The organism is Bacillus cereus group sp. Bc010 (assembly GCF_027716745.1).
GTDB lineage: Bacteria > Bacillota > Bacilli > Bacillales > Bacillaceae_G > Bacillus_A > Bacillus_A pacificus.
Window position 1 is genome coordinate 1 of record NZ_JAQFUY010000029.1, and the last position, 24,828, is coordinate 24,828.

A 24,828-nucleotide genomic window follows, 5' to 3' on the forward strand; every position below is an offset into this window, starting at 1 on the left:
GAACACGGAAGTTAAGCTCTCTAGCGCCGATGGTAGTTGGGACCTTGTCCCTGTGAGAGTAGGACGTCGCCAAGCAACTAAACACGAGTCAAATGACTCGTGTTTTTTCGTGTTTTTTTTTATAATCCATAGTAATTAAAAATGTATTTAAATAATTATTATTTTGATTAAATACAGGAAAATGTGGCTAGGATAGTAAATAAGCAAAAGAGTTGCAAATTTTATTAATACGTATATAATTAAAGTCAAAGATAGTCAAAGTCAATAAAGGTGGCGGATAAATGAGAAATATATCTGATATCATTGAGCAATATCTAAAGCAAGTTATTGACTTAAGTAATAATAATGTGATTGAAATCAAAAGAAATGAGATTGCGGATCGATTCGAGTGCGTACCATCTCAAATCAATTATGTAATCAATACCCGTTTTACGTTAGAAAGAGGATTTGTAGTAGAAAGTAAACGTGGTGGAGGAGGTTACATTCGCATTATAAAAGTCAAACTGCATGATGATATAGACATTATTGATCAAATGCTTCATATGATTGATCATAGCGTTGCGCAAGGAAATGCAGAGAGTATGATTATACGTTTAATAGAAGAGGGAATCATAACGAATCGTGAAGCTAAACTTATGTTAAGCGTACTAGATCGTTCTGTATTATCAATGGATGTTCCTTCTCAAGATGAACTTAGGGCTCGAATATTATGCGCAATGTTAAGAACACTGAAATATAAATAAATACAGCTTTTGTAAAAGAATAATAACTAAGAGATAAAGCAGTTAAATATTGTAGAAGTTTTGAAAAAAACAACACGCACTTTTATGTAAACGAATAAAGGAAAGTGAACAGTCTAGTAATGTATGAAAAGTACTATGAGATAGATCATTCCTGTTATAAAGGTGGGGATAGTGATGACTTGTCAAAACTGTAATATAAGACCAGCAACTTTACATTATACAAAAGTAATTAACGAAAAGAAGGCGGAAGTTCATCTTTGTGAGCAATGTGCAGAACAAAGTGGCTATACGTCTTTCTTTCAATCATCGCAGTCTAACTTTTCATTCCATGATTTATTTGCTGGGTTATTACACGGTGAATCAACAATGTTTGAAGAAGGAAAAAGCGGATTTTCGAACACAAATATATTAAGATGTCCAGATTGTAAAATGACATATGAGCAACTTACAAAGGTAGGACGCTTTGGATGTGCTTCTTGTTACGATACATTTAAGGAACATTTAAAGCCGTTATTAAAACGTCTTCACGGCGGGCATACAGATCATTGCGGAAAAATTCCGGAGCGTATAGAAGGAAATATTCACTTAAAGAAAGAATTAGATGAACTAAAACTCATTCTGAAACAATACGTACAGAAAGAGGAATTTGAGAAAGCTGCTGAAGTAAGGGATAAAATTAGAAACCTTGAAAATCAGCTTAGTGAGCATAGAGAGGGGGAATAGTTCTATGTCACTGGACAAAATTATGAATGAAGCGATTAGTCCATGGATGAAGGGGGATGGCCCTGATTCTGATATTGTTTTAAGTAGTCGAATTCGTTTGGCTCGTAATTTTAAAAAATATCAATTCTCTACTATGCAAAATGAAGAAGAAGCTAAACTGATTCAAGAATTATTTAAAAAGGAATTTATAAATAAAACGGTAGAACCTTTTGGAGAGTTTGAGCTATTACAAATGAATGAATTGACGCCTCTTCAAAGGAGAGTATTAGTTGAAAAGCATTTAATTAGTCCCAACCTTGCAGGAACAGAATATGGAGCATGTCTATTGTCAGAAAGCGAACATATTAGTGTTATGCTGAATGAAGAAGACCATATTCGGATTCAGTGCTTATTTTCAGGATTGCAGTTATCAGAGGCTCTTCAAAGTGCCAATCAAATAGATAATTGGATTGAGAAAGAGGTTGAATATGCTTTTGATGAATCACTTGGATATATTACAAGCTGCCCTACTAATGTTGGTACAGGATTGAGGGCTTCCGTAATGATTCATTTACCGGGACTCGTTTTAACGAAAAGAATTAGCCGTATTATACAAGTAATTCAAAAATTAGGGTTAGTAGTAAGAGGAATATACGGTGAAGGTAGCGAAGCGTTAGGTAATATATTTCAAGTGTCAAACCAAATGACGCTAGGAAAATCTGAAGAAGATATTATTGCAGATTTAAAGAGTGTCATTCAACAAATCATACAGCAAGAAAAGATGGCTAGAGAATTAATTGTACAAAATTCAAGTATTGAGCTTGAAGATAAAGTTTATCGCTCTTATGGCATACTAGCCAACAGTCGTTTAATTCAATCTGCGGAAGCAGCCAATTGCTTATCAGATTTACGACTTGGTATTGATTTAGGATATATAAAAGGTATATCGAGAAATATTTTGACTGAGCTAATGGTCCTTACACAACCAGGCATTTTACAACAATATGCAGGAGGACCTTTAGGACCAGAAGAAAGAGATTATCGAAGAGCAACCTTAATCCGTGAGCGATTACGTATTGAAAAAAACTAAGCGCAAGTAGGAGGCGATTTCTATGATGTTTGGAAGATTTACAGAAAGAGCACAGAAAGTATTAGCTTTATCTCAAGAGGAAGCGATTCGTATTGGGCATAACAATATTGGAACAGAACATATTTTACTTGGGCTTGTACGCGAAGGTGAAGGAATTGCAGCAAAAGCGTTGATTGCTCTTGGATTAAGCCCGGAGAAAGTTCAAAAAGAGGTAGAAGCGTTAATTGGGCGCGGAACAGAAGCTTCTCAAACTGTACATTATACACCGCGTGCTAAAAAGGTTATTGAGTTGTCTATGGATGAAGCTCGCAAATTAGGCCATTCTTATGTTGGAACAGAACATATCTTACTTGGTTTAATCCGCGAAGGTGAAGGGGTAGCAGCACGTGTTTTAAATAATTTAGGTGTTAGCTTAAATAAGGCAAGACAACAAGTATTGCAACTTCTTGGAAGTAATGAAGCAAGTTCAGGTCATCAAGGTGGTTCTTCAACAAATGCAAATACACCAACACTTGATAGCTTAGCACGTGATTTAACAGTTGTTGCACGTGAAAATCGTTTAGATCCTGTTATTGGACGTGGTAAAGAAATTCAACGTGTAATTGAAGTTTTAAGTCGTAGAACAAAAAACAACCCTGTATTAATTGGGGAGCCTGGTGTAGGTAAAACGGCAATTGCAGAAGGATTAGCACAACAAATTGTAAATAATGAAGTTCCTGAAACTTTAAGAGATAAGCGTGTTATGACACTAGATATGGGTACGGTGGTAGCCGGAACGAAATACCGTGGTGAATTTGAAGACCGTTTGAAGAAAGTAATGGATGAAATCCGCCAAGCAGGAAATATCATTCTATTTATTGATGAACTTCATACATTAATTGGTGCAGGTGGCGCAGAAGGTGCTATTGACGCATCGAATATTTTAAAACCATCTTTAGCTCGTGGTGAATTACAATGTATTGGGGCGACAACGTTAGATGAATACCGCAAATATATTGAAAAAGACGCAGCTTTAGAGAGACGTTTCCAACCAATTCACGTTGATGAGCCAAGTTTAGATGAATCAACTCAAATTTTGAAAGGTTTACGCGATCGTTATGAGGCACATCACCGCGTATCTATTACGGATGATGCAATTGATGCAGCTGTAAAGCTTTCAGATCGTTATATTACAGATCGTTTCTTACCAGATAAAGCAATTGATTTAATTGATGAAGCTGCTTCAAAGGTTCGCTTACGCTCTTATACAACACCACCAAATCTAAAAGAGCTTGAAGTGAAGCTTGAGGAAATTAGAAAAGAGAAAGATGCAGCTGTACAAAGTCAAGAATTTGAAAAAGCTGCTTCGCTACGTGATATGGAACAACGCTTACGTGAGAAGTTAGAAGATACGAAGCGTCAATGGAAAGAGCAACAAGGAAAAGAAAACTCAGAAGTGACAGTAGAAGATATTGCAAATGTCGTTTCTACGTGGACTCGTATCCCGGTTTCTAAACTTGCACAAACAGAGACTGATAAATTATTAAACTTAGAATCGATTCTTCACGATCGTGTTATTGGTCAAGATGAAGCGGTAGTAGCTGTAGCGAAAGCTGTTCGTCGTGCTAGAGCAGGCTTGAAAGATCCGAAACGTCCGATTGGTTCATTTATTTTCTTAGGACCAACAGGTGTAGGTAAAACGGAGCTAGCAAGAGCGTTGGCAGAATCTATGTTCGGTGATGAGGATGCAATGATTCGCATCGATATGTCTGAGTACATGGAGAAGCATTCTACTTCTCGTTTAGTTGGATCTCCTCCAGGATATGTTGGATATGAAGAAGGTGGACAATTAACAGAAAAGGTTCGCCGTAAGCCATATTCAGTTGTCTTATTAGATGAAGTAGAGAAAGCTCATCCTGATGTGTTTAACATTTTACTACAAGTATTAGAAGATGGTCGCTTAACAGATTCTAAAGGGCGTACAGTTGATTTCCGTAATACAATTGTTATTATGACATCTAACGTTGGTGCAGAAGCATTAAAACGTAATAAGCATCTTGGATTTAACGTACAAGATGAGAGCCGCGATTATTCAGATATGAAAGGTAAAGTAATGGATGAACTGAAAAAGGCATTCCGTCCAGAATTCTTAAACCGTATTGATGAAATTATCGTGTTCCATATGCTTGAGAAAAAACATATTCAAGAGATTGTAACACTTATGGTAAATCAGTTAGTAAATCGCTTAAAAGAGCAAGAAATTGAATTGCATTTAACAGAAGGAGCGATTTCGGCTATTGCTGATAAAGGGTTTGACCGAGAGTACGGTGCTCGTCCGCTTCGTAGAGCAATTCAGAAACATGTAGAAGATAGACTATCGGAAGAACTTTTAAAAGGTGCTATTGAGAAAGGACAAAAAGTTATCTTTGATGTTGAAGGAGAATCATTTGTCATTCATAGTGCTGAAAAGGTAAAATAAGTATAGACAAACTAAGAGGGCTACGAGATAGCCCTCTTTCTTGTACGACAAGGATAAATTGTTATAGATGAAAGTGAAGTGAGATATAAAACAATATGGCTAAAAAGAAAACAAAATTCACATGTCAAGAGTGTGGGTATCAGTCACCAAAATATATGGGGAAATGCCCTGGATGTGGTCAATGGAATACGCTTGTTGAAGAGATGGAACCAGTTGTATCATCAAGGCGCCTTAATTATGCCAATGCAATTCAAACAGAAGTAACAAAACCAAGACGTCTAACAGAAGTGGAAACAAAGTCTGAGGCGCGTATTGAAACAAAATTTCAAGAATTTAACCGTGTACTTGGTGGCGGGATTGTAGATGGATCCTTAGTACTGATTGGTGGAGACCCCGGGATTGGAAAATCAACGTTACTGTTACAAATATCATCGCAATTAGCAGATTCTTCATATGATGTCCTATATATATCGGGTGAAGAATCAGCAAAACAGATTAAACTGCGTGCGGATCGTTTACATGTAAATGGTAGTAATCTATTTGTTGTATCAGAGACGGATTTACAGCGAATTGCAACACATATTGAAGAGGTGAACCCAGCCTTTGTTGTTATTGATTCTATTCAAACAATACATCTACCTGAAGTAACATCAGCGCCGGGAAGTGTGGCACAAGTTCGTGAATGTACAGCGGAATTAATGAAACTTGCAAAAACGAAAGGGATCCCTATTTTTATCGTTGGACATGTGACAAAAGAGGGAGCGATTGCAGGACCTCGTATGTTAGAACATATGGTCGATGCAGTTCTTTACTTTGAAGGAGACCGTCATCATACATACCGCATTTTGCGAGCAGTAAAGAATCGTTTTGGTTCTACGAATGAAATGGGTATTTTTGAAATGAAAGAGCTTGGCCTTGCAGAAGTATTAAACCCTTCTGAAATTTTTCTTGAGGAAAGACCAGTTGGGGTTGCAGGATCAACAGTGGTTGCCTCAATGGAAGGAACAAGACCAGTTTTAGTAGAAATACAAGCATTAATCTCCCCTACTAGTTTTGGAAACCCTCGAAGAATGGCAACGGGAATTGATCATAACCGTGTATCGCTTATTATGGCAGTGCTAGAAAAAAGAACAGGCTTATTATTGCAAAATCAGGATGCATATTTAAAAGTAGCAGGTGGTTTGAAGTTAGATGAACCAGCAATTGATTTAGCTGTCGCTTTAAGTATAGCTTCAAGTTTTAGAGATAAATCTACGGCACCAACCGATGCAGTAATAGGAGAAGTAGGATTAACTGGAGAAATAAGAAGAGTATCAAGAATTGAACAACGTGTACAAGAAGCAGCTAAATTAGGATTTCAACGCGCTATTATTCCTAGAAAAAATTTGGGAGGATGGACAATTCCAGATGGGATTGAGGTAGTTGGTGTATCTAATTTAGGAGAAGCGCTTCGTTTGACATTAGGAGGCTAGGCTATGGAAGAAAACAAGCAACGTGTCAAAAGTATGATTAATATTTTACAACTTGTGGCCCCGGGAACACCACTGCGCGAAGGGATAGATAATGTACTTCGCGCACAAACAGGGGGATTAATTGTTCTTGGATATAATGAGCAGATTAAAAGTATTGTTGATGGAGGTTTTCATATTAATTGTGCATTTTCTCCGGCTAGTTTATACGAATTAGCAAAAATGGATGGGGCACTTATTTTAAATGAAACTGGAAGTAAAATTTTGATTGCGAACGCACAGTTAGTTCCAGAGTCATCTATCGACTCTATTGAGACAGGTATGCGCCACCGAACAGCGGAGCGTGTAGCAAAGCAGACTGGTAGCCTTGTTGTGGCTATTTCACAAAGACGTAACGTAATTACACTATACCAAGGGAATTTACGTTATACACTAAAAGATATAGGTGTTATTTTAACAAAGGCAAACCAGGCTATTCAGACGTTAGAAAAATATAAGGCTGTATGGAATGATGGGATTACGAATTTGGGCATTCTAGAATTTGAAGAGGTTGTTACAATGTCCGAGGTGGTTCATGTTTTACATAGTGTTGAAATGGTACTACGTATTAAAAATGAAATATTGAGCTATATTCATGAATTGGGAACAGAAGGTAGGTTAATTCGTTTACAACTTACGGAACTACTAGCCGACTTAGAAGCAGAGGCAGCGCTATTAATTAAAGATTACTATCAAGAAAAAACACAAGACCATCATCAAATTTTGAAAAAGTTACAAGAGCTTGCGAATACACAACTTCTAGAGGATAGTGATTTAGTTAAATTGCTCGGATATCCGGGACAAACGAGCTTAGAAGAAAGTGTGACGCCGAGAGGATACCGAATCACAAGCAAAATTTCGCGTGTTCCACCACTTATCATTGAAAATTTAATTAATCGATTTAAAACCTTGCAGGGTGTTTGTCGTGCAACTATTAATGAATTAGATGATGTGGAAGGAATTGGAGAAGTCAGGGCGAAGAAAATACGAGAAGGCCTAAAAAGAATTCAAGAGCATCTCTATATGAGTAGACACAATTAAGAATATTACATTGATTCCATAATATAACGACACTAGAACATTTTTGGTATATGATATGATATATTGGTAAATAAAACTATTTATAAAAAAACACGTCCGCTTTTGCATTCGGCGTTTTGATTAGCGAAACAATGGTTAATAATGAGTAGGAGGTGGTTGGATGTTAAAACGGATTGTACAGCTCTTCTTTTTAGTAATCGGGGGAGCGTTAGGGATTTACTTAATCCCAAAAGTTATTAATGTATTAGACATCGGTGCCGTTCCTTTATTGGAAGGATCGTATGTTCGTGCAATTATTGGTGCAATTATTTTATTTTTAACAACATTTTGGCTTGTAGATTATATTGTTCAACTTATTAAGCATATTGAAGAGGCTCTTGTAAAGGCGCCTGTAGCAGATGTTTTATTTGGTACATTAGGGTTAATCTCTGGGCTTATTGTTGCGTATTTAATTTTAATACCAATTCGTGAATTTACAATTCCAGTTATTAGTACAGTGTTGCAAGTGTTCTTTACTCTTTTACTAGGATATTTAGGATTCCAAGTAGGGTTTAAAAAGAGGAATGAATTGCTAGGATTATTTACATTACCACAACGTGGGAAGAAGAAAAATAATAATAGTGAGAATGAAGAACCAGAAAATGAGGTAGAAGAATCTTTAGCGCATTGGAAAATTCTTGATACAAGTGTAATTATCGATGGACGTATTGCTGATATTTGCCAAACAAAGTTTTTAGAAGGAACAATTGTCATTCCACAATTCGTGTTAGAAGAACTTCAGCACATTGCCGATTCTTCTGATGCTTTAAAACGTAATCGTGGTCGCAGAGGATTAGATATTTTAAATCGTATTCAAAAAGAGATGCCGATTCCGGTAGAAATTTATGAAGGCGATTTCGACGATATTCAAGAAGTGGATAGCAAACTTGTAAAGTTAGCGAAAATCACTGGTGGAACGGTAGTAACGAATGACTTCAACTTAAACAAGGTCTCTGAATTACAAGGGGTAACGGTGTTAAACATTAACGATTTAGCTAATGCAATTAAACCTGTTGTACTCCCAGGTGAAGAACTAAGTGTTTATGTTGTAAAAGATGGAAAAGAACAAAATCAAGGTGTGGCATATTTAGATGATGGCACAATGATTGTAGTAGAAGATGGTAGAGAATATGTGGGCTCACAACTCGATGTACTCGTTACGAGTGTGTTACAAACATCGGCGGGGCGTATGATTTTTGCCAAACGTAAATTATTAGAAAAAGCATTATAAGTAGAGGATTATTAATATGTATACATTAATTATTCCAGCAGCGGGTCAAGGAAAGCGGATGGGTGCTGGCAAAAATAAGTTGTTCTTACTTATTAATGAAGTACCGATTATTGTGCATACGTTACGTGCTTTTGAAAAGGATAAAGCATGTAAAAATATTATTATGGCAATTAATGAAGAAGAGCGCCCGTATTTTGAAGAGTTAATGCAGAAGTATCCGGTTAAAAAGCCAGTGCAATTTATTCAAGGTGGAGCTGAAAGACAAGATAGTGTATATAACGCGATTCAGCATACGAGTGATGTTGAGTATGTTCTTGTACATGACGGTGCGCGCCCGTTTGTAACGAATAAAGTGATTCAAGATGTATTAACTGCAGCAGAAAAATATGGAGCTTCCATTTGTGCGGTGCCAGTGAAAGATACTGTTAAGAAAGTAGAGCAGGGTGTTGTTGTAGAAACAGTAGAAAGATCTCAGCTGAAAGCTGTACAAACACCGCAAGGGTTCTCTGTTTCTCTTTTGTTAGAAGCTCATAGAAGTGCGAAACAGAGTTGTTTTCTTGGTACAGATGATGCAAGTCTGGTAGAACGTATCGGGAAGCAAGTAGGTGTAGTAGAGGGGAGTTACTATAATATTAAGGTGACGACTCCAGAGGATTTACTAATTGCTGAAAGTTTTCTTCACGTTCAAAAGAAATGATAGCAATGATTATAGCGAAGAAAAGCTCGGCAACAGCCGGGCTTTTCTTTATAAAGATAGCGATATAATATAGAATCATAAAGCTCAGTAGTTTAGCTTGAGGAGGATGTAAAAAATGTTTCGAATTGGACAAGGTTTTGATGTACATGAATTCGCAGAGGGTAGACCGTTAATTATTGGTGGGGTTACAATTCCTCATGAGAAAGGATTAATCGGTCACTCCGATGCAGATGTATTGTTACATACAATCGCGGACGCTTGTTTAGGTGCAATTGCAGCAGGAGATATCGGAAAACATTTCCCTGATACAGACCCTGCCTTTAAAGATGCTGATTCAGCTGTATTGTTGCAAAAGGTTTGGGAATTTGTGCGTGAACAAGGTTATGAATTAGGAAATTTAGATTGTACAATTATTGCTCAAAAGCCAAAAATGGCACCACATATTGAAAGTATGCGTAAACGCATTAGTGAACTATTAGAAACGTCTATTGATAATATCAATGTAAAGGCAACAACAACAGAAAAATTAGGATTTACAGGTAGAGAAGAAGGAATTGCTTCTCAAGCAGTTGTTTTATTACAGAAAAAATAATGGTTTTTAATTCGTAAGATGGATAATCACATTTTTTTGGTGTACAATTATAGAATGTGTTGACATTAAGAATGGAAGGTGTACCAATTATGGAAAAGCAAGTGAGAGTGCGCTATGCGCCAAGTCCAACAGGACACTTACATATCGGAAATGCGCGTACGGCATTATTTAATTATTTATTTGCTCGTCATCAAGATGGTAAGTTTATTATTCGTATTGAAGATACTGATGTAAAACGTAATGTTGCTGGTGGAGAAGAAAGCCAATTAAAATACTTGAAATGGCTCGGTATGGACTGGGATGAAGGTGTTGATGTTGGTGGTGAATTTGGACCATATCGTCAAACAGAGCGTTTAGATATTTATAAAAAGTTATATGAAGATTTATTAGAGCGTGGTTTAGCTTACAAATGTTATATGACAGAAGAAGAACTAGAAGCAGAACGCGAAGGGCAAATTGCTCGTGGTGAAACACCTCGTTACGCAGGTAACCACCGTGATTTAACTGAAGCGCAAGTGAAAGAATTTGAAGCTGAGGGACGTATTCCAAGTATTCGTTTCCGTGTACCAGCTGACCGTGATTACACATTTAAAGATATTGTAAAAGATGAAGTTGCATTCCATTCAAATGATTTCGGTGATTTCGTTATTGTGAAAAAAGATGGGATTCCAACTTATAACTTTGCAGTAGCAGTAGATGATCACTTAATGGAAATTACACACGTGCTTCGTGGTGATGACCATATTTCAAACACGCCAAAACAAATGATGATTTATGAAGCTTTCGGTTGGGATATTCCACAATTCGGTCATATGACTTTAATTGTAAATGAAAGCCGTAAAAAATTAAGTAAGCGTGATGAATCTATTATTCAATTTATTGAGCAATATAAAGAGCTTGGATATCTTCCAGAAGCAATCTTTAACTTTATTGCATTACTAGGTTGGTCGCCAGTAGGAGAAGAAGAAATCTTCTCTCAAGAAGAGTTTATCAAAATGTTCGATGCAGCTCGTTTATCAAAATCACCTGCATTATTTGATTCTCAAAAACTAAAATGGATGAACAACCAATATATGAAAAAGCAAGATTTAGATACGGTGGTAGAATTAAGCTTACCGCATTTAGTGAAGGCTGGACGTATAGGTGAAACTTTAAGTGAACAAGAACAAGCTTGGATTCGTGATGTAATTGCGTTATATCATGAACAAATGAGCTTTGGAGCTGAAATTGTAGAGCTTTCTGAAATGTTCTTCAAAGATCATGTTGATTATGAAGAAGAAGGACAAGAAGTATTAAAAGGTGAACAAGTACCAGAAGTACTTCGTGCATTTGCTGGTCAAGTAGAAGCACTAGAAGCTATGGAACCGGCAGCAATTAAGGCTGCTATTAAAGCAGTTCAAAAGGAAACAGGTCATAAAGGTAAAAACTTATTTATGCCAATCCGTGTTGCAACTACTGGTCAAACACACGGCCCAGAGCTTCCTAATGCTATTGCACTTCTTGGAAAAGAAAAAGTTTTAAATCGTCTTCAAAAAGTAATTGGTTAACATTTTCTAGGTTTAGAAATATAATAAGTATACTTAAAACCTAATAAGGAAAAGCGACGAGAAGGAGAAGTAGAAAATCAGGCTTTTTACAGAGAGAACCACCTTAGGCTGGAAGTGGTTTATAAGCGGGTTTTTGAAATGCCCCTTCGAGTCTTCTGCTGAACAGCAAATGGTTTTGCGAAACGTCTTAGGACGTAAAGTAAGCAGAAGCGGTGTACACCGTTATCAGAGATGAGTTTGAGGCTTTTTTAGCCTAAACAGAGTGGAACCGCGCTTATAAGGCGTCTCTGTCAATATGACAGAGGCGTCTTTTTTTATACCGTAAAACTGGGTGTGAGTATAAGCTTTATCCACGTGTATAAAGATTTAGGGGGATAAGTAGGGAGTTAGTTCACTCGAAAAAGCAGCCCATAAAGGGGAGGGAACGTCGATGTTTAAGAGGCTTCGGGAAGATATTGAAGTCGTTTTTGAACAGGATCCAGCGGCAAGAAGTTATTTCGAAGTCATTTTGACTTACTCTGGATTACATGCAGTTTGGGCCCATCGAATTGCACATGCTTTTTATAAAAAGAATTTCTTCTTTATTGCACGTTGGATCTCACAAGTTAGTCGTTTCTTTACTGGCATTGAGATTCATCCAGGAGCAACAATTGGTCGTCGTTTTTTCATTGACCATGGAATGGGGGTTGTAATTGGAGAAACGTGCGAAATTGGTGACAATGTAACGATCTATCAAGGAGTTACATTAGGTGGTACGGGTAAAGAAAAGGGAAAGAGGCACCCTACAATCCAGGATAATGTATTAATTGCAACGGGTGCTAAAGTACTAGGTTCTATTACAGTTGGAGAGAATTCTAAAATTGGAGCAGGTTCTGTCGTATTAAAAGAAGTCCCTGCACATTCTACAGTTGTAGGTATACCTGGCCGAGTCGTTATTCAAAATGGAGTAAAGATCGGTCAAGAATTAAATCATTCCGACCTTCCAGACCCAATTTTTGATAAATTAAAGGTCATGGAAGTAGAACTTGATAAATTGAAAAAACAACTTGAAGTAAAGGTAGAAAGGAAGGATAAAAATGACTATTCACATTTATAATACGTTAACACGTCAAAAGGAAGAGTTTATTCCATTAGAAGAAAATAAGGTGAAGATGTATGTATGCGGACCTACAGTTTATAACTATATTCACATCGGGAACGCAAGACCACCTATGGTATTTGATACAGTGCGCCGTTATTTAGAATATAAAGGGTACGATGTGCAGTATGTATCTAACTTTACTGACGTAGATGATAAATTAATTAAAGCAGCAAATGAGTTAGGCGAAGATGTGCCGACAATTGCGGACCGTTTCGTGGAAGCGTACTTTGAAGATGTAACAGCATTAGGTTGCAAACATGCAACAGTTCATCCGCGTGTAACAGAAAATATGGATATTATTATTGAATTTATTCAAGAACTTGTGAATAAAGGATATGCATATGAATCAGAAGGGGATGTGTACTTTAGAACGAAGGAATTCGAAGGGTACGGTAAGTTATCACATCAACCGATCGCGGACTTACGTCACGGTGCGCGTATTGAAGTAGGAGAAAAGAAACAAGACCCTCTTGATTTTGCACTATGGAAAGCTGCGAAAGAAGGAGAAATCTTCTGGGAAAGCCCTTGGGGTCAAGGTCGTCCAGGCTGGCATATCGAATGCTCGGCAATGGCGCGTAAATACTTAGGGGACACAATTGATATTCACGCCGGTGGTCAAGACTTGGCATTTCCTCATCATGAGAATGAAATTGCGCAGTCTGAGGCGCTAACAGGAAAAACATTTGCACGTTATTGGATGCACAATGGATATATTAATATTAATAATGAGAAAATGTCTAAGTCACTTGGGAACTTCATTTTAGTTCACGATATCATTAAGCAATATGATCCGCAGTTAATTAGATTCTTTATGCTATCAGTACATTATCGTCACCCAATTAATTTCAGTGAAGAGTTATTACAAAGCACAAATAACGGACTGGAAAGAATTAAAACAGCTTACGGTAATTTGAAACACCGTATGGAAAGTAGTACGGATTTAACAGATCATAATGAGAAATGGTTAGCTGATCTGGAAAAATTCCAAACTGCATTTGAAGAAGCGATGAATGATGATTTCAATACTGCTAATGCAATCACTGAGTTATATAATGTAGCAAATCATGCAAATCAATATTTACTGGAAGAACATACGTCTACAGTGGTAATTCAAGCATACGTAAAACAACTTGAAACATTATTTGATATTTTAGGGTTAGAATTAGCACAAGAAGAGTTACTAGATGAAGAAATTGAGGCGCTTATTCAAAAACGTATTGAAGCTCGTAAAAATCGTGATTTTGCATTATCAGATCAAATTCGCGATGATTTAAAAGATCGTAATATTATTTTAGAAGATACCGCTCAAGGTACAAGATGGAAAAGAGGATAAGAATGATTGATGCAAAGCAATTAAACAGCTTAGCGTTAGCATATATGGGTGATGCGGTATATGAACAATATATCCGCTATCACCTACTTCAAAAAGGGAAGGTTCGTCCTAATCAGTTGCATCGATTAGGGACAAGCTTTGTTTCGGCAAAAGCACAGGCGAAAGTTGTTTATCATTTATTAGAGACAGCATTTTTAACTGAGGAAGAAGAGGCAGTACTAAGAAGAGGGCGTAATGCAAATTCAGGTACTGTTCCGAAAAATACAGATGTACAAACATATCGACATAGTACAGCCTTTGAAGCGTTAATTGGCTATCATCACTTATTAAATAATCGTGAAAGATTAGACGAAATTGTATATAAGGCAATTGCTGTTCTAGAAGAAAAGGAAGGGGGCACATCATCATGAGTAGTGAATATATTATCGGACGTAACCCTGTAATTGAAGCGTTACGATCAGGGAGAGATATTAATAAAATTTGGATCGCAGAAGGTGCTGCCAAAGGACAAGTACAAATTGTACTAGCACTAGCGAAAGAAAATAAAATTATTTTGCAACATGCACCAAAAAAGAAGTTAGATCAATTAGTTGAGGGGAACCATCAAGGTGTAATTGCTCAAGTGGCCGCATATCAATATGCGGAGCTAGAAGATCTATTTAAAGTAGCAGAGAAGCGTAACGAAGATCCGTTCTTCTTAATTCTAGATGAAATTGAAGACCCGCATAACCTAGGTTCTATTATGCGTACTGCGGACGCAACAGGGGCTCATGGAATTATAATTCCGAAAAGAAGAGCTGTGGGACTTACTGCATCAGTTGCGAAAGCATCTACTGGGGCAATTGAATATATTCCTGTTGCACGCGTAACGAATTTATCTCGTACAATCGATGAATTAAAAGAACGTGGACTTTGGATTGCTGGTACAGATGCAAAAGGGAAAACGGATTATCGTAATTTAGATGGTAAAATGCCAATTGGATTAGTAATTGGAAGTGAAGGAAAAGGTATGAGTCGTATTATTGGTGAAAAATGTGATTTCTTAATTACTTTACCGATGGTTGGTAAAGTTACATCCTTAAATGCTTCAGTGGCCGCAAGTTTGTTAATGTATGAGGTATATCGTAAACGTAACGAAATTGGTAAATAAAAAATGAACGATATTTTAATCGTTGACGGTTACAACATTATTGGAGCTTGGGGAGACTTGAAGAAACTACGGGATGTAGATTTGCAGTCATCAAGAGATGCACTGATTGATAAGATGGCGGATTACCAAGGTTACACAGGGACAAAGGTAATGATAGTTTTTGATGCGTATACAGTCCACGGTATTGAAAAAAAGATGAAACAATCGCGTGTGGAAGTTATATTCACGAGGAAGAATCAAACGGCAGATGAAAAGATAGAGCAACTTGCGATTGAACTTAGAAATATAAATACGCAAATATATGTTGCAACTTCTGATTATACGGAACAATGGGTTATATTTGCTCAAGGTGCGCTCCGGAAATCTGCGCGGGAATTAGAGTTGGAAGTACAAGCGATGGAGCAACAAGTAAGAAGGCGTACACAAGACACAAAAGAAAAGCAACCCGCCATGCGAAAGATATTTAGTAAAGATATTACAGAAAAGTTAGAAAAATTAAGAAGAGGAGAGCGTTGAAGCATTGACGCTCTTTGTCTTTTTACTGTATAATATTGCTAAATAAATAGCGGTCGGAGGGATCAAAGTGGAAGCAGGCTTCGTAAGTGTAGGCGACGTTACATTTCGTGATTTAGAAGATGAGGCAATCGTTGAGTTAGTTCGAAAAGGTAATACTGACGCTCTAGAATATTTGATTCACAAATATAAGAACTTTGTTCGCGCGAAATCGAGATCTTATTTCTTAGTGGGTGCCGATCGAGAAGATATTGTTCAAGAAGGTATGATTGGATTGTTTAAAGCGATTCGTGATTATAAGGAGGACAAGCTGTCTTCATTCAAAGCATTTGCTGAACTGTGTATCACTCGACAAATTATTACCGCTATTAAAACAGCAACCAGGCAAAAGCATATTCCGTTAAATTCATATGTGTCTTTAGATAAACCGATTTATGACGAGGAATCTGATCGGACATTATTAGATGTTATTTCGGAAGCGAAGGTAACTGATCCTGAAGAAATGATTATAAGTCAGGAAGAATATACAGACATAGAATCTAAAATATCTGAATTATTAAGCGATTTAGAAAGAAAAGTGCTTTCTTTATATCTAGACGGCCGTTCTTATCAAGAGATTTCGGAACAGTTAAATAGACATGTGAAATCTATTGATAACGCTTTACAGAGGGTGAAGCGGAAATTGGAACGATATATGGAAATGCGAGAGAGTACCACTTTAAATTCATAACAAGTACTACAGGTGTAAAAATCACCTGTTTTCTTTTTGTAGGGAGTACAAAAGGCATGACATTGACATTGTCTTTTATTGTATGATACATTTTTAGGGACATAATGTTACAAGGTTGGTGTAACTAATGAGGAAAAAAGTTGTACTCTCATGTGAAGAGTGTAAAAATCGAAACTACTCTACGATGAAAGATACGAGCTCAGTAGAGCGACTTGAAATAAAGAAATTTTGTAAAACATGCAATCAGCATACAGTTCACAAGGAAACAAAATAAATAATTGAAATAATACACTGGAGGTCCCGTAGATGCGTTTAACGAACTTTTTCGGCGATGTAGGTCGCGAAATGAAAAAAGTAAGTTGGCCTAAAAAAGATGAATTACTCCGTTCAACAGCGACTGTTATCGCTACAGTTGTCTTCTTTGCGATTTTCTTCGCAGTTGTTGATATGGGCATTTCTTCTTTAATTCGGTTAATTCTTGGTTAATTCTTGAATAAGAAGCACTTATCCATGATATAATGTTATTTATAAGAACTGTGTAAAAGCCCGGTGAACGGGTTTTTTCATTTGCGCAAAAAAATGTACGTCAGGGAGGGAAGGACGCTCGTCCTAAATGAATGGAAAAAAGTTGGTATGTTGTCCATACTTATTCTGGATATGAAAATAAAGTAAAAGCAAACCTAGAGAAACGTGTAGAATCAATGGGTATGCAAGATAAAATTTTCCGTGTTGTTGTCCCGGAAGAAGTAGAAGTAGAAATGAAAAATGGTAAAGAAAAATTAATGAAAAGAAAAGTGTTCCCAGGTTATGTATTAGTAGAATTAATCATGACTGATGACTCTTGGTATGTTGTACGTAACACACCAGGTGTAACTGGATTCGTTGGTTCTTCTGGTTCTGGATCTAAACCATCACCTCTATTAGAAGAGGAAGTTGTTACCATTATGAAACATATGGGAATGGACAACGAGGTGGTTGATTTCGACTTTGAACTTCATGAGACAGTACGTGTAAATGAGGGGCCATTCGCAGATTATACAGGTGCTATCGAAGAAATTGATGTGGAGAAGAAGAAGGTTAGCGTGCTTGTGGACATGTTTGGTCGCGAGACTCCAGTTGAACTTGACTTCCATCAAATTGAAAAATTATAAAATGAAACTTGAAATGAATTGTAAAAAGTGATAATATCTTTTAAGTCAGTACGTCTTCGTTATCGGAGACGTTTTTTGAAAGATTTTATCCTTAGAGATAAAATATGACGTGGGAGGGCAAATCACTGTCCAATTGACCACATCACGGACTTAAGGAGGTGTGTCTCGTGGCTAAAAAGGTAATTAAAATGGTAAAGCTTCAAATTCCTGCAGGTAAAGCTAACCCAGCTCCACCAGTTGGTCCAGCATTAGGACAAGCAGGTGTTAACATCATGGGCTTCTGTAAAGAGTTTAACGCTCGTACAGCAGATCAAGCTGGTCTTATCATCCCTGTTGAAATTACGGTATTTGAGGACCGTTCATTCACTTTCATTACTAAAACTCCTCCTGCTGCTGTTCTTCTTAAGAAAGTAGCTGGTATTGAGTCTGGTTCTGGTGAACCAAACCGTAATAAAGTGGCAACTGTTAAGCGTGATAAAGTACGCGAAATCGCTGAAACTAAAATGCCTGACCTAAACGCTGCTAGCGTAGAAGCTGCAATGCGTATGGTTGAAGGTACTGCACGCAGTATGGGCATCGTTATCGAAGACTAATTCGATTTGTTTTTTAAAAAAAGGTTGCGGGTCTGGAATTCCAATTCGCAACCTTTATTATCGTAAATGATTATCGTTTTTAAATAAATGGGTGGCGCGCATCCTCAGGTTATACCTGAAAATAAGCGTAAACGTGGGAGGTTATTCCGCTAAAACCACATTCGAGGAGGAAATAAAAATGGCTAAAAGAGGTAAAAAGTACGTAGAAGCTGCAAAGCTTGTTGATCGTGCAGCTGCTTACTCTGCAACAGAAGCAGTAGAATTAGTAAAGAAAACAAACACAGCTAAATTTGATGCAACTGTAGAAGCTGCATTCCGTTTAGGTGTTGACCCTAAGAAAGCTGACCAACAAATCCGTGGTGCAGTTGTTCTTCCACACGGTACTGGTAAAGTACAACGTGTATTAGTATTCGCTAAAGGTGAAAAAGCTAAAGAAGCTGAAGCTGCTGGAGCTGACTTCGTAGGCGATGCTGATTACATCGGTAAAATCCAACAAGGTTGGTTCGATTTCGATGTAGTAGTAGCAACTCCTGACATGATGGGTGAAGTTGGTAAACTTGGTCGCGTATTAGGACCTAAAGGTTTAATGCCAAACCCTAAAACTGGAACAGTTACTTTCGATGTAACTAAAGCTGTTAACGAAATCAAAGCTGGTAAAGTTGAATACCGCGTTGATAAAGCTGGTAACATCCACGTTCCAATCGGTAAAGTATCTTTCGAAGATGCTAAATTAGTAGAAAACTTCAGAACAATCGCTGACACTTTACAAAAAGTTAAGCCAGCTGCTGCAAAAGGTACTTACATGAAGAACGTAACAGTTGCTTCTACAATGGGACCTGGCGTACGTGTAGACGTTTCTACATTAGCGTAAATTTTGGAAGTTGACTTCATAAAGAAGTTTTAATATAATCATTTATGTTGTGAATTTAATTAGTGTACCGTAGACAGTAGGTGTCAATAGACTTAATTTCCTACCTAGGTGTTAATATACGAAGCGGAATTTTTTTCTGTGACTATATGCCTCCATGTCTACAAGTTGGGCATGGAGGTTTTTAGTGCACTTTCGGTACATCTTCTATATAATCTACAGGAGGTGTAATAACATGAGCAAAGTAATCGAAACTAAACAACAAGTTGTAACTGAAATCGCGGACAAACTTCGCGCTAGTAAATCTACAATCGTTGTTGACTACCGTGGTTTAACAGTTTCTGAAGCAACAGAATTACGTAAGCAATTACGTGAAGCTGGCGTTGAGTTCAAAGTTTACAAAAACTCTCTAACTCGTCGTGCTGCAGAATCTGCTGAAATGGCTGAGTTAAATGAATTCTTAACAGGACCAAACGCAATCGCGTTCAGTAACGAGGATGTAGTTGCTCCTGCGAAAGTATTAAACGACTTCGCTAAAGATCATGAAGCTTTAGAAATTAAAGCGGGCGTAATCGAAGGTAAACTTGTAACACTTGATGAGGTTAAAGCTATCGCTACTCTTCCATCACGTGAAGGCTTACTTTCTATGCTTCTTAGCGTTCTTCAAGCTCCAATCCGTAACCTTGCACTTGCTACTAAAGCAGTTGCAGACCAAAAGGAAGAGCAAGGCGCTTAATTTTTTAAAAGATAATTACGTATTATCGATAAAACAATACAAACCTATTTAAGGGAGGATATTTACAATGACTAAAGAACAAATCATTGAAGCAGTTAAATCTATGACTGTATTAGAACTTAACGACTTAGTAAAAGCTATCGAGGAAGAATTCGGCGTAACTGCTGCTGCTCCTGTAGCTGTTGCTGGTGGCGCTGGAGAAGCTGCTGCTGAGAAAACTGAATTTGATGTGGAACTAACTAGCGCTGGTGCACAAAAAATCAAAGTTATCAAAGTTGTTCGTGAAATCACTGGTCTTGGCTTAAAAGAAGCTAAAGAATTAGTTGACAACACTCCAAAAGTAATCAAAGAAGCTGCTGCTAAAGAAGAAGCTGAAGAAATCAAAGCTAAACTTGAAGAAGTTGGCGCTGCTGTAGAAGTTAAGTAATTAACTTTTGATGCTTTAAAAAAAGCTCGCTCTCATGCGAGCTTTTTTTTTAACTGTAAAGAAAAGAGGTGGCCATATGGCAGACCATTATTTTTCTAACGACCCTTCTAGTAAAAGTGATCGTAAGCGATGGGAATTTACGCTTCGTGGATCTCAATTTACTTTCTTATCTGACCGTGGGGTGTTCTCGAAAAACGAAGTGGACTTTGGTTCTCGTCTTTTAATTGAAGCGTTTCAAGTGCCAGATATTAAAGGTGACATATTAGACGTAGGTTGTGGATATGGACCAATTGGTTTATCGTTGGCGAAAGAGTTTCAAGACCGTAAAGTTCACATGGTGGATGTGAATGAAAGGGCACTTGAGCTTGCAAAAGAAAATGCCGCTAACAATAGAATTGGAAATGTGCACATTTTTCAAAGTAGCGTCTATGAAAATGTAGATGGTATGTATGCTGCTATTCTATCTAATCCTCCAATTCGTGCAGGTAAAGATATCGTGCATGAGATTTTAGAAAAAGCTGTAGAACATTTAGTTCCAGGTGGAGAGTTGTGGATTGTTATTCAAAAGAAACAAGGTGCACCATCTGCGCTGAAGAAACTAGAAGAAGTGTTTTCTGAAGTCGAAGTTGTAGAAAAGAAAAAAGGATATTATATCATAAAATCAAAAAAACGTTGACGGTTATTTTTGGCTATGTTAACATTATACAATGCCAATATATGATTTTCTGCGTTGAGAAAGATGTATATTTTTGTTTCTCTTGGAAAAGATAGTAAAATCAGCAGATTATGAAACAGAATGATGGTTTTCTTATAGAAGCCATTTTTCTTTTTTGAACAGGTAGAAAGACTCAACGTATTTATCTTTAAGAGAAAAAAGACTACGCTAAATAGCAGTAGTTGTATTTATTTGTGATTTTGCACAAATTTTTTTGTGCATTTATAATACTCATGATTTGAGGGGTGAAGCAGTTGACAGGTCAACTAGTTCAATACGGACGCCACCGCCAACGAAGAAGTTATGCCCGTATTAGTGAAGTATTAGAGTTACCAAATCTTATCGAAATTCAAACCTCTTCTTATCAGTGGTTTCTTGATGAGGGTTTGCGAGAAATGTTCCAAGACATTTCTCCGATTGAAGACTTTACGGGAAATCTATCGCTTGAATTTATCGACTACAGCTTAGGTGAACCTAAATACTCTGTAGACGAATGCAAAGAGCGTGATGTGACGTATGCAGCACCACTTCGTGTAAAAGTGCGTCTAATCAACAAGGAAACTGGTGAAGTAAAAGAACAAGATGTGTTCATGGGAGATTTCCCACTCATGACAGAGACTGGAACATTCGTAATTAACGGTGCAGAACGTGTTATCGTTTCCCAGTTAGTTCGCTCTCCAAGCGTATACTATAGTGGCAAAGTGGATAAAAACGGAAAACGTGGTTTTACTGCTACTGTAATTCCAAACCGCGGAGCTTGGTTAGAGTATGAGACAGATGCTAAGGATGTTGTATATGTGCGTATTGACCGTACGCGTAAACTTCCTGTAACTGTTTTGTTACGCGCATTAGGGTTTGGCTCTGATCAAGAAATCACCGAGCTTTTAGGTGATAACGAATACTTAAGCAACACATTAGAAAAAGACAACACAGATAGCACAGAAAAAGCATTGCTTGAAATTTATGAGCGCCTACGTCCTGGTGAACCACCAACAGTAGAAAATGCTAAGAGCTTACTTGTGTCTCGTTTCTTTGATCCAAAGCGCTACGATTTAGCAAATGTAGGTCGCTACAAGATCAACAAAAAGTTACACATTAAAAACAGATTGTTTAATCAACGTTTAGCTGAAACATTAGTGGATCCAGAAACTGGTGAAATTTTAGCGGCAGAAGGAACAATCTTAGATCGTCGTACACTTGATCGCATTTTACCTTACTTAGAGAAAAACATTGGATTCAAAACAGCGAAACCAATGGGTGGAGTGGTAGAAGGCGATGTTGAGCTGCAATCTATTAAGATTTATGCTCCTGAGTCAGAAGGCGAGCGCGTAATTAACGTAATTGGTAATGCAAATATTACTCGCGATGTAAAACACATCACACCAGGTGATATCCTTGCTTCTATCAGTTACTTCTTCAACCTACTATATAAAGTAGGGGATACAGATGATATCGACCACTTAGGAAACCGTCGTCTGCGTTCTGTTGGAGAACTATTACAAAATCAATTCCGCATCGGTCTTTCTCGTATGGAACGTGTTGTTCGTGAGAGAATGTCGATCCAAGATACAAATGCAATTACACCACAGGCATTAATTAATATTCGTCCTGTTATTGCATCTATTAAAGAGTTCTTCGGAAGTTCTCAGTTATCTCAGTTCATGGACCAAACAAATCCGTTAGCAGAGTTAACTCACAAACGAAGATTATCTGCATTAGGACCTGGTGGTTTAACGCGTGAGCGCGCAGGCTTTGAAGTACGTGACGTTCACTACTCTCACTATGGTCGTATGTGTCCGATTGAAACACCAGAGGGACCAAACATCGGTTTGATTAACTCATTATCTTCGTTCGCGAAAGTAAATGAGTTTGGTTTCATTGAAACACCATACCGTCGTGTTGACCCAGAAACTGGTCTTGTAACAGGGCATGTTGATTATTTAACAGCAGATGAAGAAGATAATTATGTTGTAGCCCAAGCGAATATGAAATTATCTGAAGAAGGAGAATTCCTTGATGAAGATATCGTAGCTCGTTTCCGTGGTGAAAACATTGTCACAAATAAAGAACGCATCGACTACATGGATGTATCACCAAAACAAGTAGTGTCGGCAGCGACAGCTTGTATTCCGTTCTTAGAAAACGATGACTCTAACCGCGCACTTATGGGAGCGAACATGCAACGTCAGGCGGTTCCGTTAATGAATCCGGAATCTCCGATTGTAGGTACAGGTATGGAGTACGTATCAGCAAAAGACTCAGGTGCTGCAGTAATCTGTAAACACCCTGGTATTGTTGAACGAGTAGAAGCACGTGAAGTTTGGGTACGTCGATATGTAGAAGTTGACGGTCAAACAGTAAAAGGCGACTTAGATCGCTACAAAATGCAAAAATTCATTCGTTCTAACCAAGGAACTTGCTACAACCAACGTCCAATCGTAAGTGTTGGAAATGAAGTTGTAAAAGGTGAAATCCTTGCGGATGGTCCTTCTATGGAATTAGGTGAACTAGCACTTGGACGTAACGTGCTTGTTGGTTTCATGACTTGGGACGGTTATAACTACGAGGATGCGATCATTATGAGTGAGCGCCTTGTAAAAGATGATGTGTACACTTCTATTCATATTGAAGAATATGAGTCAGAAGCTCGTGATACGAAGCTTGGACCAGAAGAAATTACACGTGACATTCCAAACGTTGGGGAAGATGCATTACGCAACCTTGACGAGCGCGGTATCATTCGCGTTGGTGCGGAAGTAAAAGATGGAGATTTACTTGTTGGTAAAGTAACACCTAAAGGTGTAACAGAATTAACAGCTGAAGAACGTCTATTACATGCTATCTTTGGAGAAAAAGCGCGTGAAGTACGTGATACATCACTACGTGTACCACACGGTGGTGGCGGTATTATCTTAGACGTAAAAGTATTCAACCGTGAAGATGGCGACGAATTGCCACCAGGCGTGAATCAACTTGTGCGTGCATATATCGTTCAAAAACGTAAAATTTCTGAAGGTGACAAGATGGCCGGACGTCACGGTAACAAAGGTGTTATCTCTCGTATTTTACCAGAAGAAGATATGCCTTACTTACCAGACGGTACGCCAATCGATATCATGTTAAACCCATTAGGGGTACCATCTCGTATGAATATCGGTCAGGTATTAGAGCTTCATCTTGGTATGGCAGCAAGATACCTTGGCATTCACATTGCAACACCAGTATTCGATGGTGCTCGTGAGGAAGATGTTTGGGGCACAATTGAAGAAGCTGGTATGGCAAATGACGCGAAAACAATCCTGTATGACGGACGTACTGGTGAACCATTCGATAACCGTGTATCTGTTGGTGTCATGTATATGATCAAACTTGCGCACATGGTTGACGATAAACTTCATGCTCGTTCTACTGGACCATACTCACTTGTAACGCAGCAGCCTCTTGGAGGTAAAGCTCAGTTCGGTGGACAGCGTTTCGGTGAGATGGAGGTTTGGGCACTTGAAGCTTATGGTGCTGCTTATACTCTTCAAGAAATCTTAACAGTGAAGTCTGATGATGTTGTTGGACGTGTTAAGACGTATGAAGCAATTGTTAAAGGCGAAAATGTTCCAGAACCAGGCGTTCCTGAATCATTCAAAGTATTGATTAAAGAGCTGCAAAGTTTAGGTATGGACGTTAAAATGATGTCTAGCGACGATACAGAAATTGAAATGCGTGATACGGAAGATGACGATGATCATCAATCAGCAGACAAATTGAATGTCGAAGTTGAGACAACTAAGGAATAATTGGGATAACCTGTAGACTAAAAGGGAGGTAGGCC

25 protein-coding genes and 2 other annotated features are annotated in these 24,828 nt (G+C 37.8%); all 25 genes read left to right on the plus strand.

The annotated features are described in order from the left end of the window. The first annotated feature begins 281 nt into the window (after window positions 1-281). The 25 genes from ctsR to rpoB all read left to right on the plus strand — a co-directional run bounded on the left by ctsR (window position 282) and on the right by rpoB (window position 24,793). The gene (gene ctsR, locus PDQ68_RS22640) at window positions 282-743 is read left to right on the plus strand and encodes a transcriptional regulator CtsR (RefSeq protein WP_061183208.1); all 462 of its coding nucleotides are present in this window, start codon (window positions 282-284) and stop codon (window positions 741-743) included. A gap of 174 nt (window positions 744-917) precedes the next feature. Beyond that, window positions 918-1,466 carry a protein-arginine kinase activator protein McsA gene (locus tag PDQ68_RS22645; RefSeq protein ID WP_000128394.1) on the plus strand — a complete coding sequence of 183 codons (549 nt, stop codon included), beginning with the start codon at window positions 918-920 and terminating at the stop codon, window positions 1,464-1,466. Between the two features lie 4 nt (window positions 1,467-1,470). Then, window positions 1,471-2,535 (plus strand): protein-arginine kinase McsB, encoded by a 1,065-nt coding sequence (locus PDQ68_RS22650; protein WP_016716245.1) that lies wholly within the window; start codon window positions 1,471-1,473, stop codon window positions 2,533-2,535. Between the two features lie 22 nt (window positions 2,536-2,557). Beyond that, window positions 2,558-4,993 carry an ATP-dependent protease ATP-binding subunit ClpC gene (clpC, locus tag PDQ68_RS22655; protein ID WP_000971179.1) on the plus strand — a complete coding sequence of 812 codons (2,436 nt, stop codon included), beginning with the start codon at window positions 2,558-2,560 and terminating at the stop codon, window positions 4,991-4,993. A gap of 95 nt (window positions 4,994-5,088) precedes the next feature. Beyond that, entirely contained in the window at window positions 5,089-6,465 is a 1,377-nt protein-coding gene (gene radA / locus PDQ68_RS22660; RefSeq protein ID WP_001085212.1) for a DNA repair protein RadA, read from the plus strand. A 3-nt stretch (window positions 6,466-6,468) separates the two neighbouring features. Next, window positions 6,469-7,542 carry a DNA integrity scanning diadenylate cyclase DisA gene (gene disA / locus PDQ68_RS22665; RefSeq protein ID WP_000392168.1) on the plus strand — a complete coding sequence of 358 codons (1,074 nt, stop codon included), beginning with the start codon at window positions 6,469-6,471 and terminating at the stop codon, window positions 7,540-7,542. Window positions 7,543-7,702: 160 nt separating this feature from the next. Further along, window positions 7,703-8,812: a PIN/TRAM domain-containing protein gene (locus PDQ68_RS22670; RefSeq protein WP_000919684.1), complete on the plus strand. Its 1,110-nt coding sequence runs from the start codon at window positions 7,703-7,705 to the stop codon at window positions 8,810-8,812. Between the two features lie 16 nt (window positions 8,813-8,828). Next, window positions 8,829-9,509, plus strand: coding sequence for a 2-C-methyl-D-erythritol 4-phosphate cytidylyltransferase (gene ispD / locus PDQ68_RS22675; protein WP_000288294.1), 681 nt, complete (start codon window positions 8,829-8,831; stop codon window positions 9,507-9,509). A gap of 115 nt (window positions 9,510-9,624) precedes the next feature. Further along, a complete protein-coding gene (ispF, locus tag PDQ68_RS22680) occupies window positions 9,625-10,101 on the plus strand; it encodes a 2-C-methyl-D-erythritol 2,4-cyclodiphosphate synthase (RefSeq protein ID WP_000488396.1) in 477 nt (158 codons plus the stop codon). Window positions 10,102-10,190: 89 nt separating this feature from the next. Continuing rightward, a complete protein-coding gene (gltX, locus tag PDQ68_RS22685) occupies window positions 10,191-11,648 on the plus strand; it encodes a glutamate--tRNA ligase (protein WP_000415154.1) in 1,458 nt (485 codons plus the stop codon). A 47-nt stretch (window positions 11,649-11,695) separates the two neighbouring features. Beyond that, window positions 11,696-11,940 (plus strand) — a binding site (T-box leader). Window positions 11,941-12,078: 138 nt separating this feature from the next. After that, entirely contained in the window at window positions 12,079-12,744 is a 666-nt protein-coding gene (cysE, locus tag PDQ68_RS22690) for a serine O-acetyltransferase (protein ID WP_000476500.1), read from the plus strand. Next, a complete protein-coding gene (gene cysS, locus PDQ68_RS22695; RefSeq protein WP_000152256.1) occupies window positions 12,725-14,122 on the plus strand; it encodes a cysteine--tRNA ligase in 1,398 nt (465 codons plus the stop codon). Before cysE ends, cysS begins: the two co-directional genes overlap by 20 nt. A 2-nt stretch (window positions 14,123-14,124) precedes the next feature. Then, entirely contained in the window at window positions 14,125-14,532 is a 408-nt protein-coding gene (locus tag PDQ68_RS22700; protein WP_000564261.1) for a Mini-ribonuclease 3, read from the plus strand. Then, window positions 14,529-15,272 (plus strand): 23S rRNA (guanosine(2251)-2'-O)-methyltransferase RlmB, encoded by a 744-nt coding sequence (gene rlmB, locus PDQ68_RS22705; RefSeq protein ID WP_000093759.1) that lies wholly within the window; start codon window positions 14,529-14,531, stop codon window positions 15,270-15,272. Before PDQ68_RS22700 ends, rlmB begins: the two co-directional genes overlap by 4 nt. Window positions 15,273-15,275: 3 nt before the next feature. Next, on the plus strand, window positions 15,276-15,788 hold the full coding sequence (locus PDQ68_RS22710) for an NYN domain-containing protein (protein ID WP_000997883.1): 513 nt from the start codon (window positions 15,276-15,278) through the stop codon (window positions 15,786-15,788). Window positions 15,789-15,855: 67 nt separating this feature from the next. Next, entirely contained in the window at window positions 15,856-16,515 is a 660-nt protein-coding gene (locus tag PDQ68_RS22715) for an RNA polymerase factor sigma-70 (protein ID WP_000387198.1), read from the plus strand. 127 nt (window positions 16,516-16,642) lie between these two features. Continuing rightward, window positions 16,643-16,789 carry a 50S ribosomal protein L33 gene (gene rpmG / locus PDQ68_RS22720; RefSeq protein ID WP_002070160.1) on the plus strand — a complete coding sequence of 49 codons (147 nt, stop codon included), beginning with the start codon at window positions 16,643-16,645 and terminating at the stop codon, window positions 16,787-16,789. Between the two features lie 32 nt (window positions 16,790-16,821). Further along, window positions 16,822-17,001, plus strand: coding sequence for a preprotein translocase subunit SecE (secE, locus tag PDQ68_RS22725; protein WP_001241321.1), 180 nt, complete (start codon window positions 16,822-16,824; stop codon window positions 16,999-17,001). Window positions 17,002-17,132: 131 nt separating this feature from the next. Next, window positions 17,133-17,666: a transcription termination/antitermination protein NusG gene (gene nusG, locus PDQ68_RS22730; protein WP_000415794.1), complete on the plus strand. Its 534-nt coding sequence runs from the start codon at window positions 17,133-17,135 to the stop codon at window positions 17,664-17,666. Window positions 17,667-17,833: 167 nt separating this feature from the next. Beyond that, window positions 17,834-18,259, plus strand: a complete 426-nt coding sequence (gene rplK / locus PDQ68_RS22735; protein WP_001085872.1) for a 50S ribosomal protein L11 — start codon at window positions 17,834-17,836, stop codon at window positions 18,257-18,259. Window positions 18,260-18,437: 178 nt separating this feature from the next. Then, a complete protein-coding gene (gene rplA, locus PDQ68_RS22740; RefSeq protein ID WP_002020168.1) occupies window positions 18,438-19,130 on the plus strand; it encodes a 50S ribosomal protein L1 in 693 nt (230 codons plus the stop codon). Between the two features lie 49 nt (window positions 19,131-19,179). Beyond that, window positions 19,180-19,323, plus strand: a sequence feature (ribosomal protein L10 leader region). Window positions 19,324-19,362: 39 nt separating this feature from the next. Continuing rightward, window positions 19,363-19,863, plus strand: a complete 501-nt coding sequence (rplJ, locus tag PDQ68_RS22745; RefSeq protein WP_000048716.1) for a 50S ribosomal protein L10 — start codon at window positions 19,363-19,365, stop codon at window positions 19,861-19,863. Window positions 19,864-19,930: 67 nt separating this feature from the next. Beyond that, entirely contained in the window at window positions 19,931-20,290 is a 360-nt protein-coding gene (rplL, locus tag PDQ68_RS22750; protein ID WP_000159736.1) for a 50S ribosomal protein L7/L12, read from the plus strand. 76 nt (window positions 20,291-20,366) lie between these two features. Further along, complete coding sequence (locus tag PDQ68_RS22755; protein ID WP_000763282.1) at window positions 20,367-20,966, plus strand: class I SAM-dependent methyltransferase; 600 nt, start codon at window positions 20,367-20,369, stop codon at window positions 20,964-20,966. A 293-nt stretch (window positions 20,967-21,259) separates the two neighbouring features. Further along, a complete protein-coding gene (gene rpoB, locus PDQ68_RS22760) occupies window positions 21,260-24,793 on the plus strand; it encodes a DNA-directed RNA polymerase subunit beta (protein WP_000147554.1) in 3,534 nt (1,177 codons plus the stop codon). Window positions 24,794-24,828: the final 35 nt, after the last annotated feature.

Excerpts from the sequence above, each read along its gene's own strand:
- ctsR (WP_061183208.1), top strand. The coding sequence starts at position 282 with ATGAGAAATATATCTGATATCATTGAGCAATATCTAAAGCAAGTTATT.
- PDQ68_RS22645 (WP_000128394.1), top strand. The coding sequence starts at position 918 with ATGACTTGTCAAAACTGTAATATAAGACCAGCAACTTTACATTATACA.
- PDQ68_RS22650 (WP_016716245.1), top strand. The coding sequence starts at position 1,471 with ATGTCACTGGACAAAATTATGAATGAAGCGATTAGTCCATGGATGAAG.
- clpC (WP_000971179.1), top strand. The coding sequence starts at position 2,558 with ATGATGTTTGGAAGATTTACAGAAAGAGCACAGAAAGTATTAGCTTTA.
- radA (WP_001085212.1), top strand. The coding sequence starts at position 5,089 with ATGGCTAAAAAGAAAACAAAATTCACATGTCAAGAGTGTGGGTATCAG.
- disA (WP_000392168.1), top strand. The coding sequence starts at position 6,469 with ATGGAAGAAAACAAGCAACGTGTCAAAAGTATGATTAATATTTTACAA.
- PDQ68_RS22670 (WP_000919684.1), top strand. The coding sequence starts at position 7,703 with ATGTTAAAACGGATTGTACAGCTCTTCTTTTTAGTAATCGGGGGAGCG.
- ispD (WP_000288294.1), top strand. The coding sequence starts at position 8,829 with ATGTATACATTAATTATTCCAGCAGCGGGTCAAGGAAAGCGGATGGGT.
- ispF (WP_000488396.1), top strand. The coding sequence starts at position 9,625 with ATGTTTCGAATTGGACAAGGTTTTGATGTACATGAATTCGCAGAGGGT.
- gltX (WP_000415154.1), top strand. The coding sequence starts at position 10,191 with ATGGAAAAGCAAGTGAGAGTGCGCTATGCGCCAAGTCCAACAGGACAC.
- cysE (WP_000476500.1), top strand. The coding sequence starts at position 12,079 with ATGTTTAAGAGGCTTCGGGAAGATATTGAAGTCGTTTTTGAACAGGAT.
- cysS (WP_000152256.1), top strand. The coding sequence starts at position 12,725 with ATGACTATTCACATTTATAATACGTTAACACGTCAAAAGGAAGAGTTT.
- PDQ68_RS22700 (WP_000564261.1), top strand. The coding sequence starts at position 14,125 with ATGATTGATGCAAAGCAATTAAACAGCTTAGCGTTAGCATATATGGGT.
- rlmB (WP_000093759.1), top strand. The coding sequence starts at position 14,529 with ATGAGTAGTGAATATATTATCGGACGTAACCCTGTAATTGAAGCGTTA.
- PDQ68_RS22710 (WP_000997883.1), top strand. The coding sequence starts at position 15,276 with ATGAACGATATTTTAATCGTTGACGGTTACAACATTATTGGAGCTTGG.
- rpmG (WP_002070160.1), top strand. The coding sequence starts at position 16,643 with ATGAGGAAAAAAGTTGTACTCTCATGTGAAGAGTGTAAAAATCGAAAC.
- secE (WP_001241321.1), top strand. The coding sequence starts at position 16,822 with ATGCGTTTAACGAACTTTTTCGGCGATGTAGGTCGCGAAATGAAAAAA.
- nusG (WP_000415794.1), top strand. The coding sequence starts at position 17,133 with ATGGAAAAAAGTTGGTATGTTGTCCATACTTATTCTGGATATGAAAAT.
- rplA (WP_002020168.1), top strand. The coding sequence starts at position 18,438 with ATGGCTAAAAGAGGTAAAAAGTACGTAGAAGCTGCAAAGCTTGTTGAT.
- rplJ (WP_000048716.1), top strand. The coding sequence starts at position 19,363 with ATGAGCAAAGTAATCGAAACTAAACAACAAGTTGTAACTGAAATCGCG.
- rplL (WP_000159736.1), top strand. The coding sequence starts at position 19,931 with ATGACTAAAGAACAAATCATTGAAGCAGTTAAATCTATGACTGTATTA.
- PDQ68_RS22755 (WP_000763282.1), top strand. The coding sequence starts at position 20,367 with ATGGCAGACCATTATTTTTCTAACGACCCTTCTAGTAAAAGTGATCGT.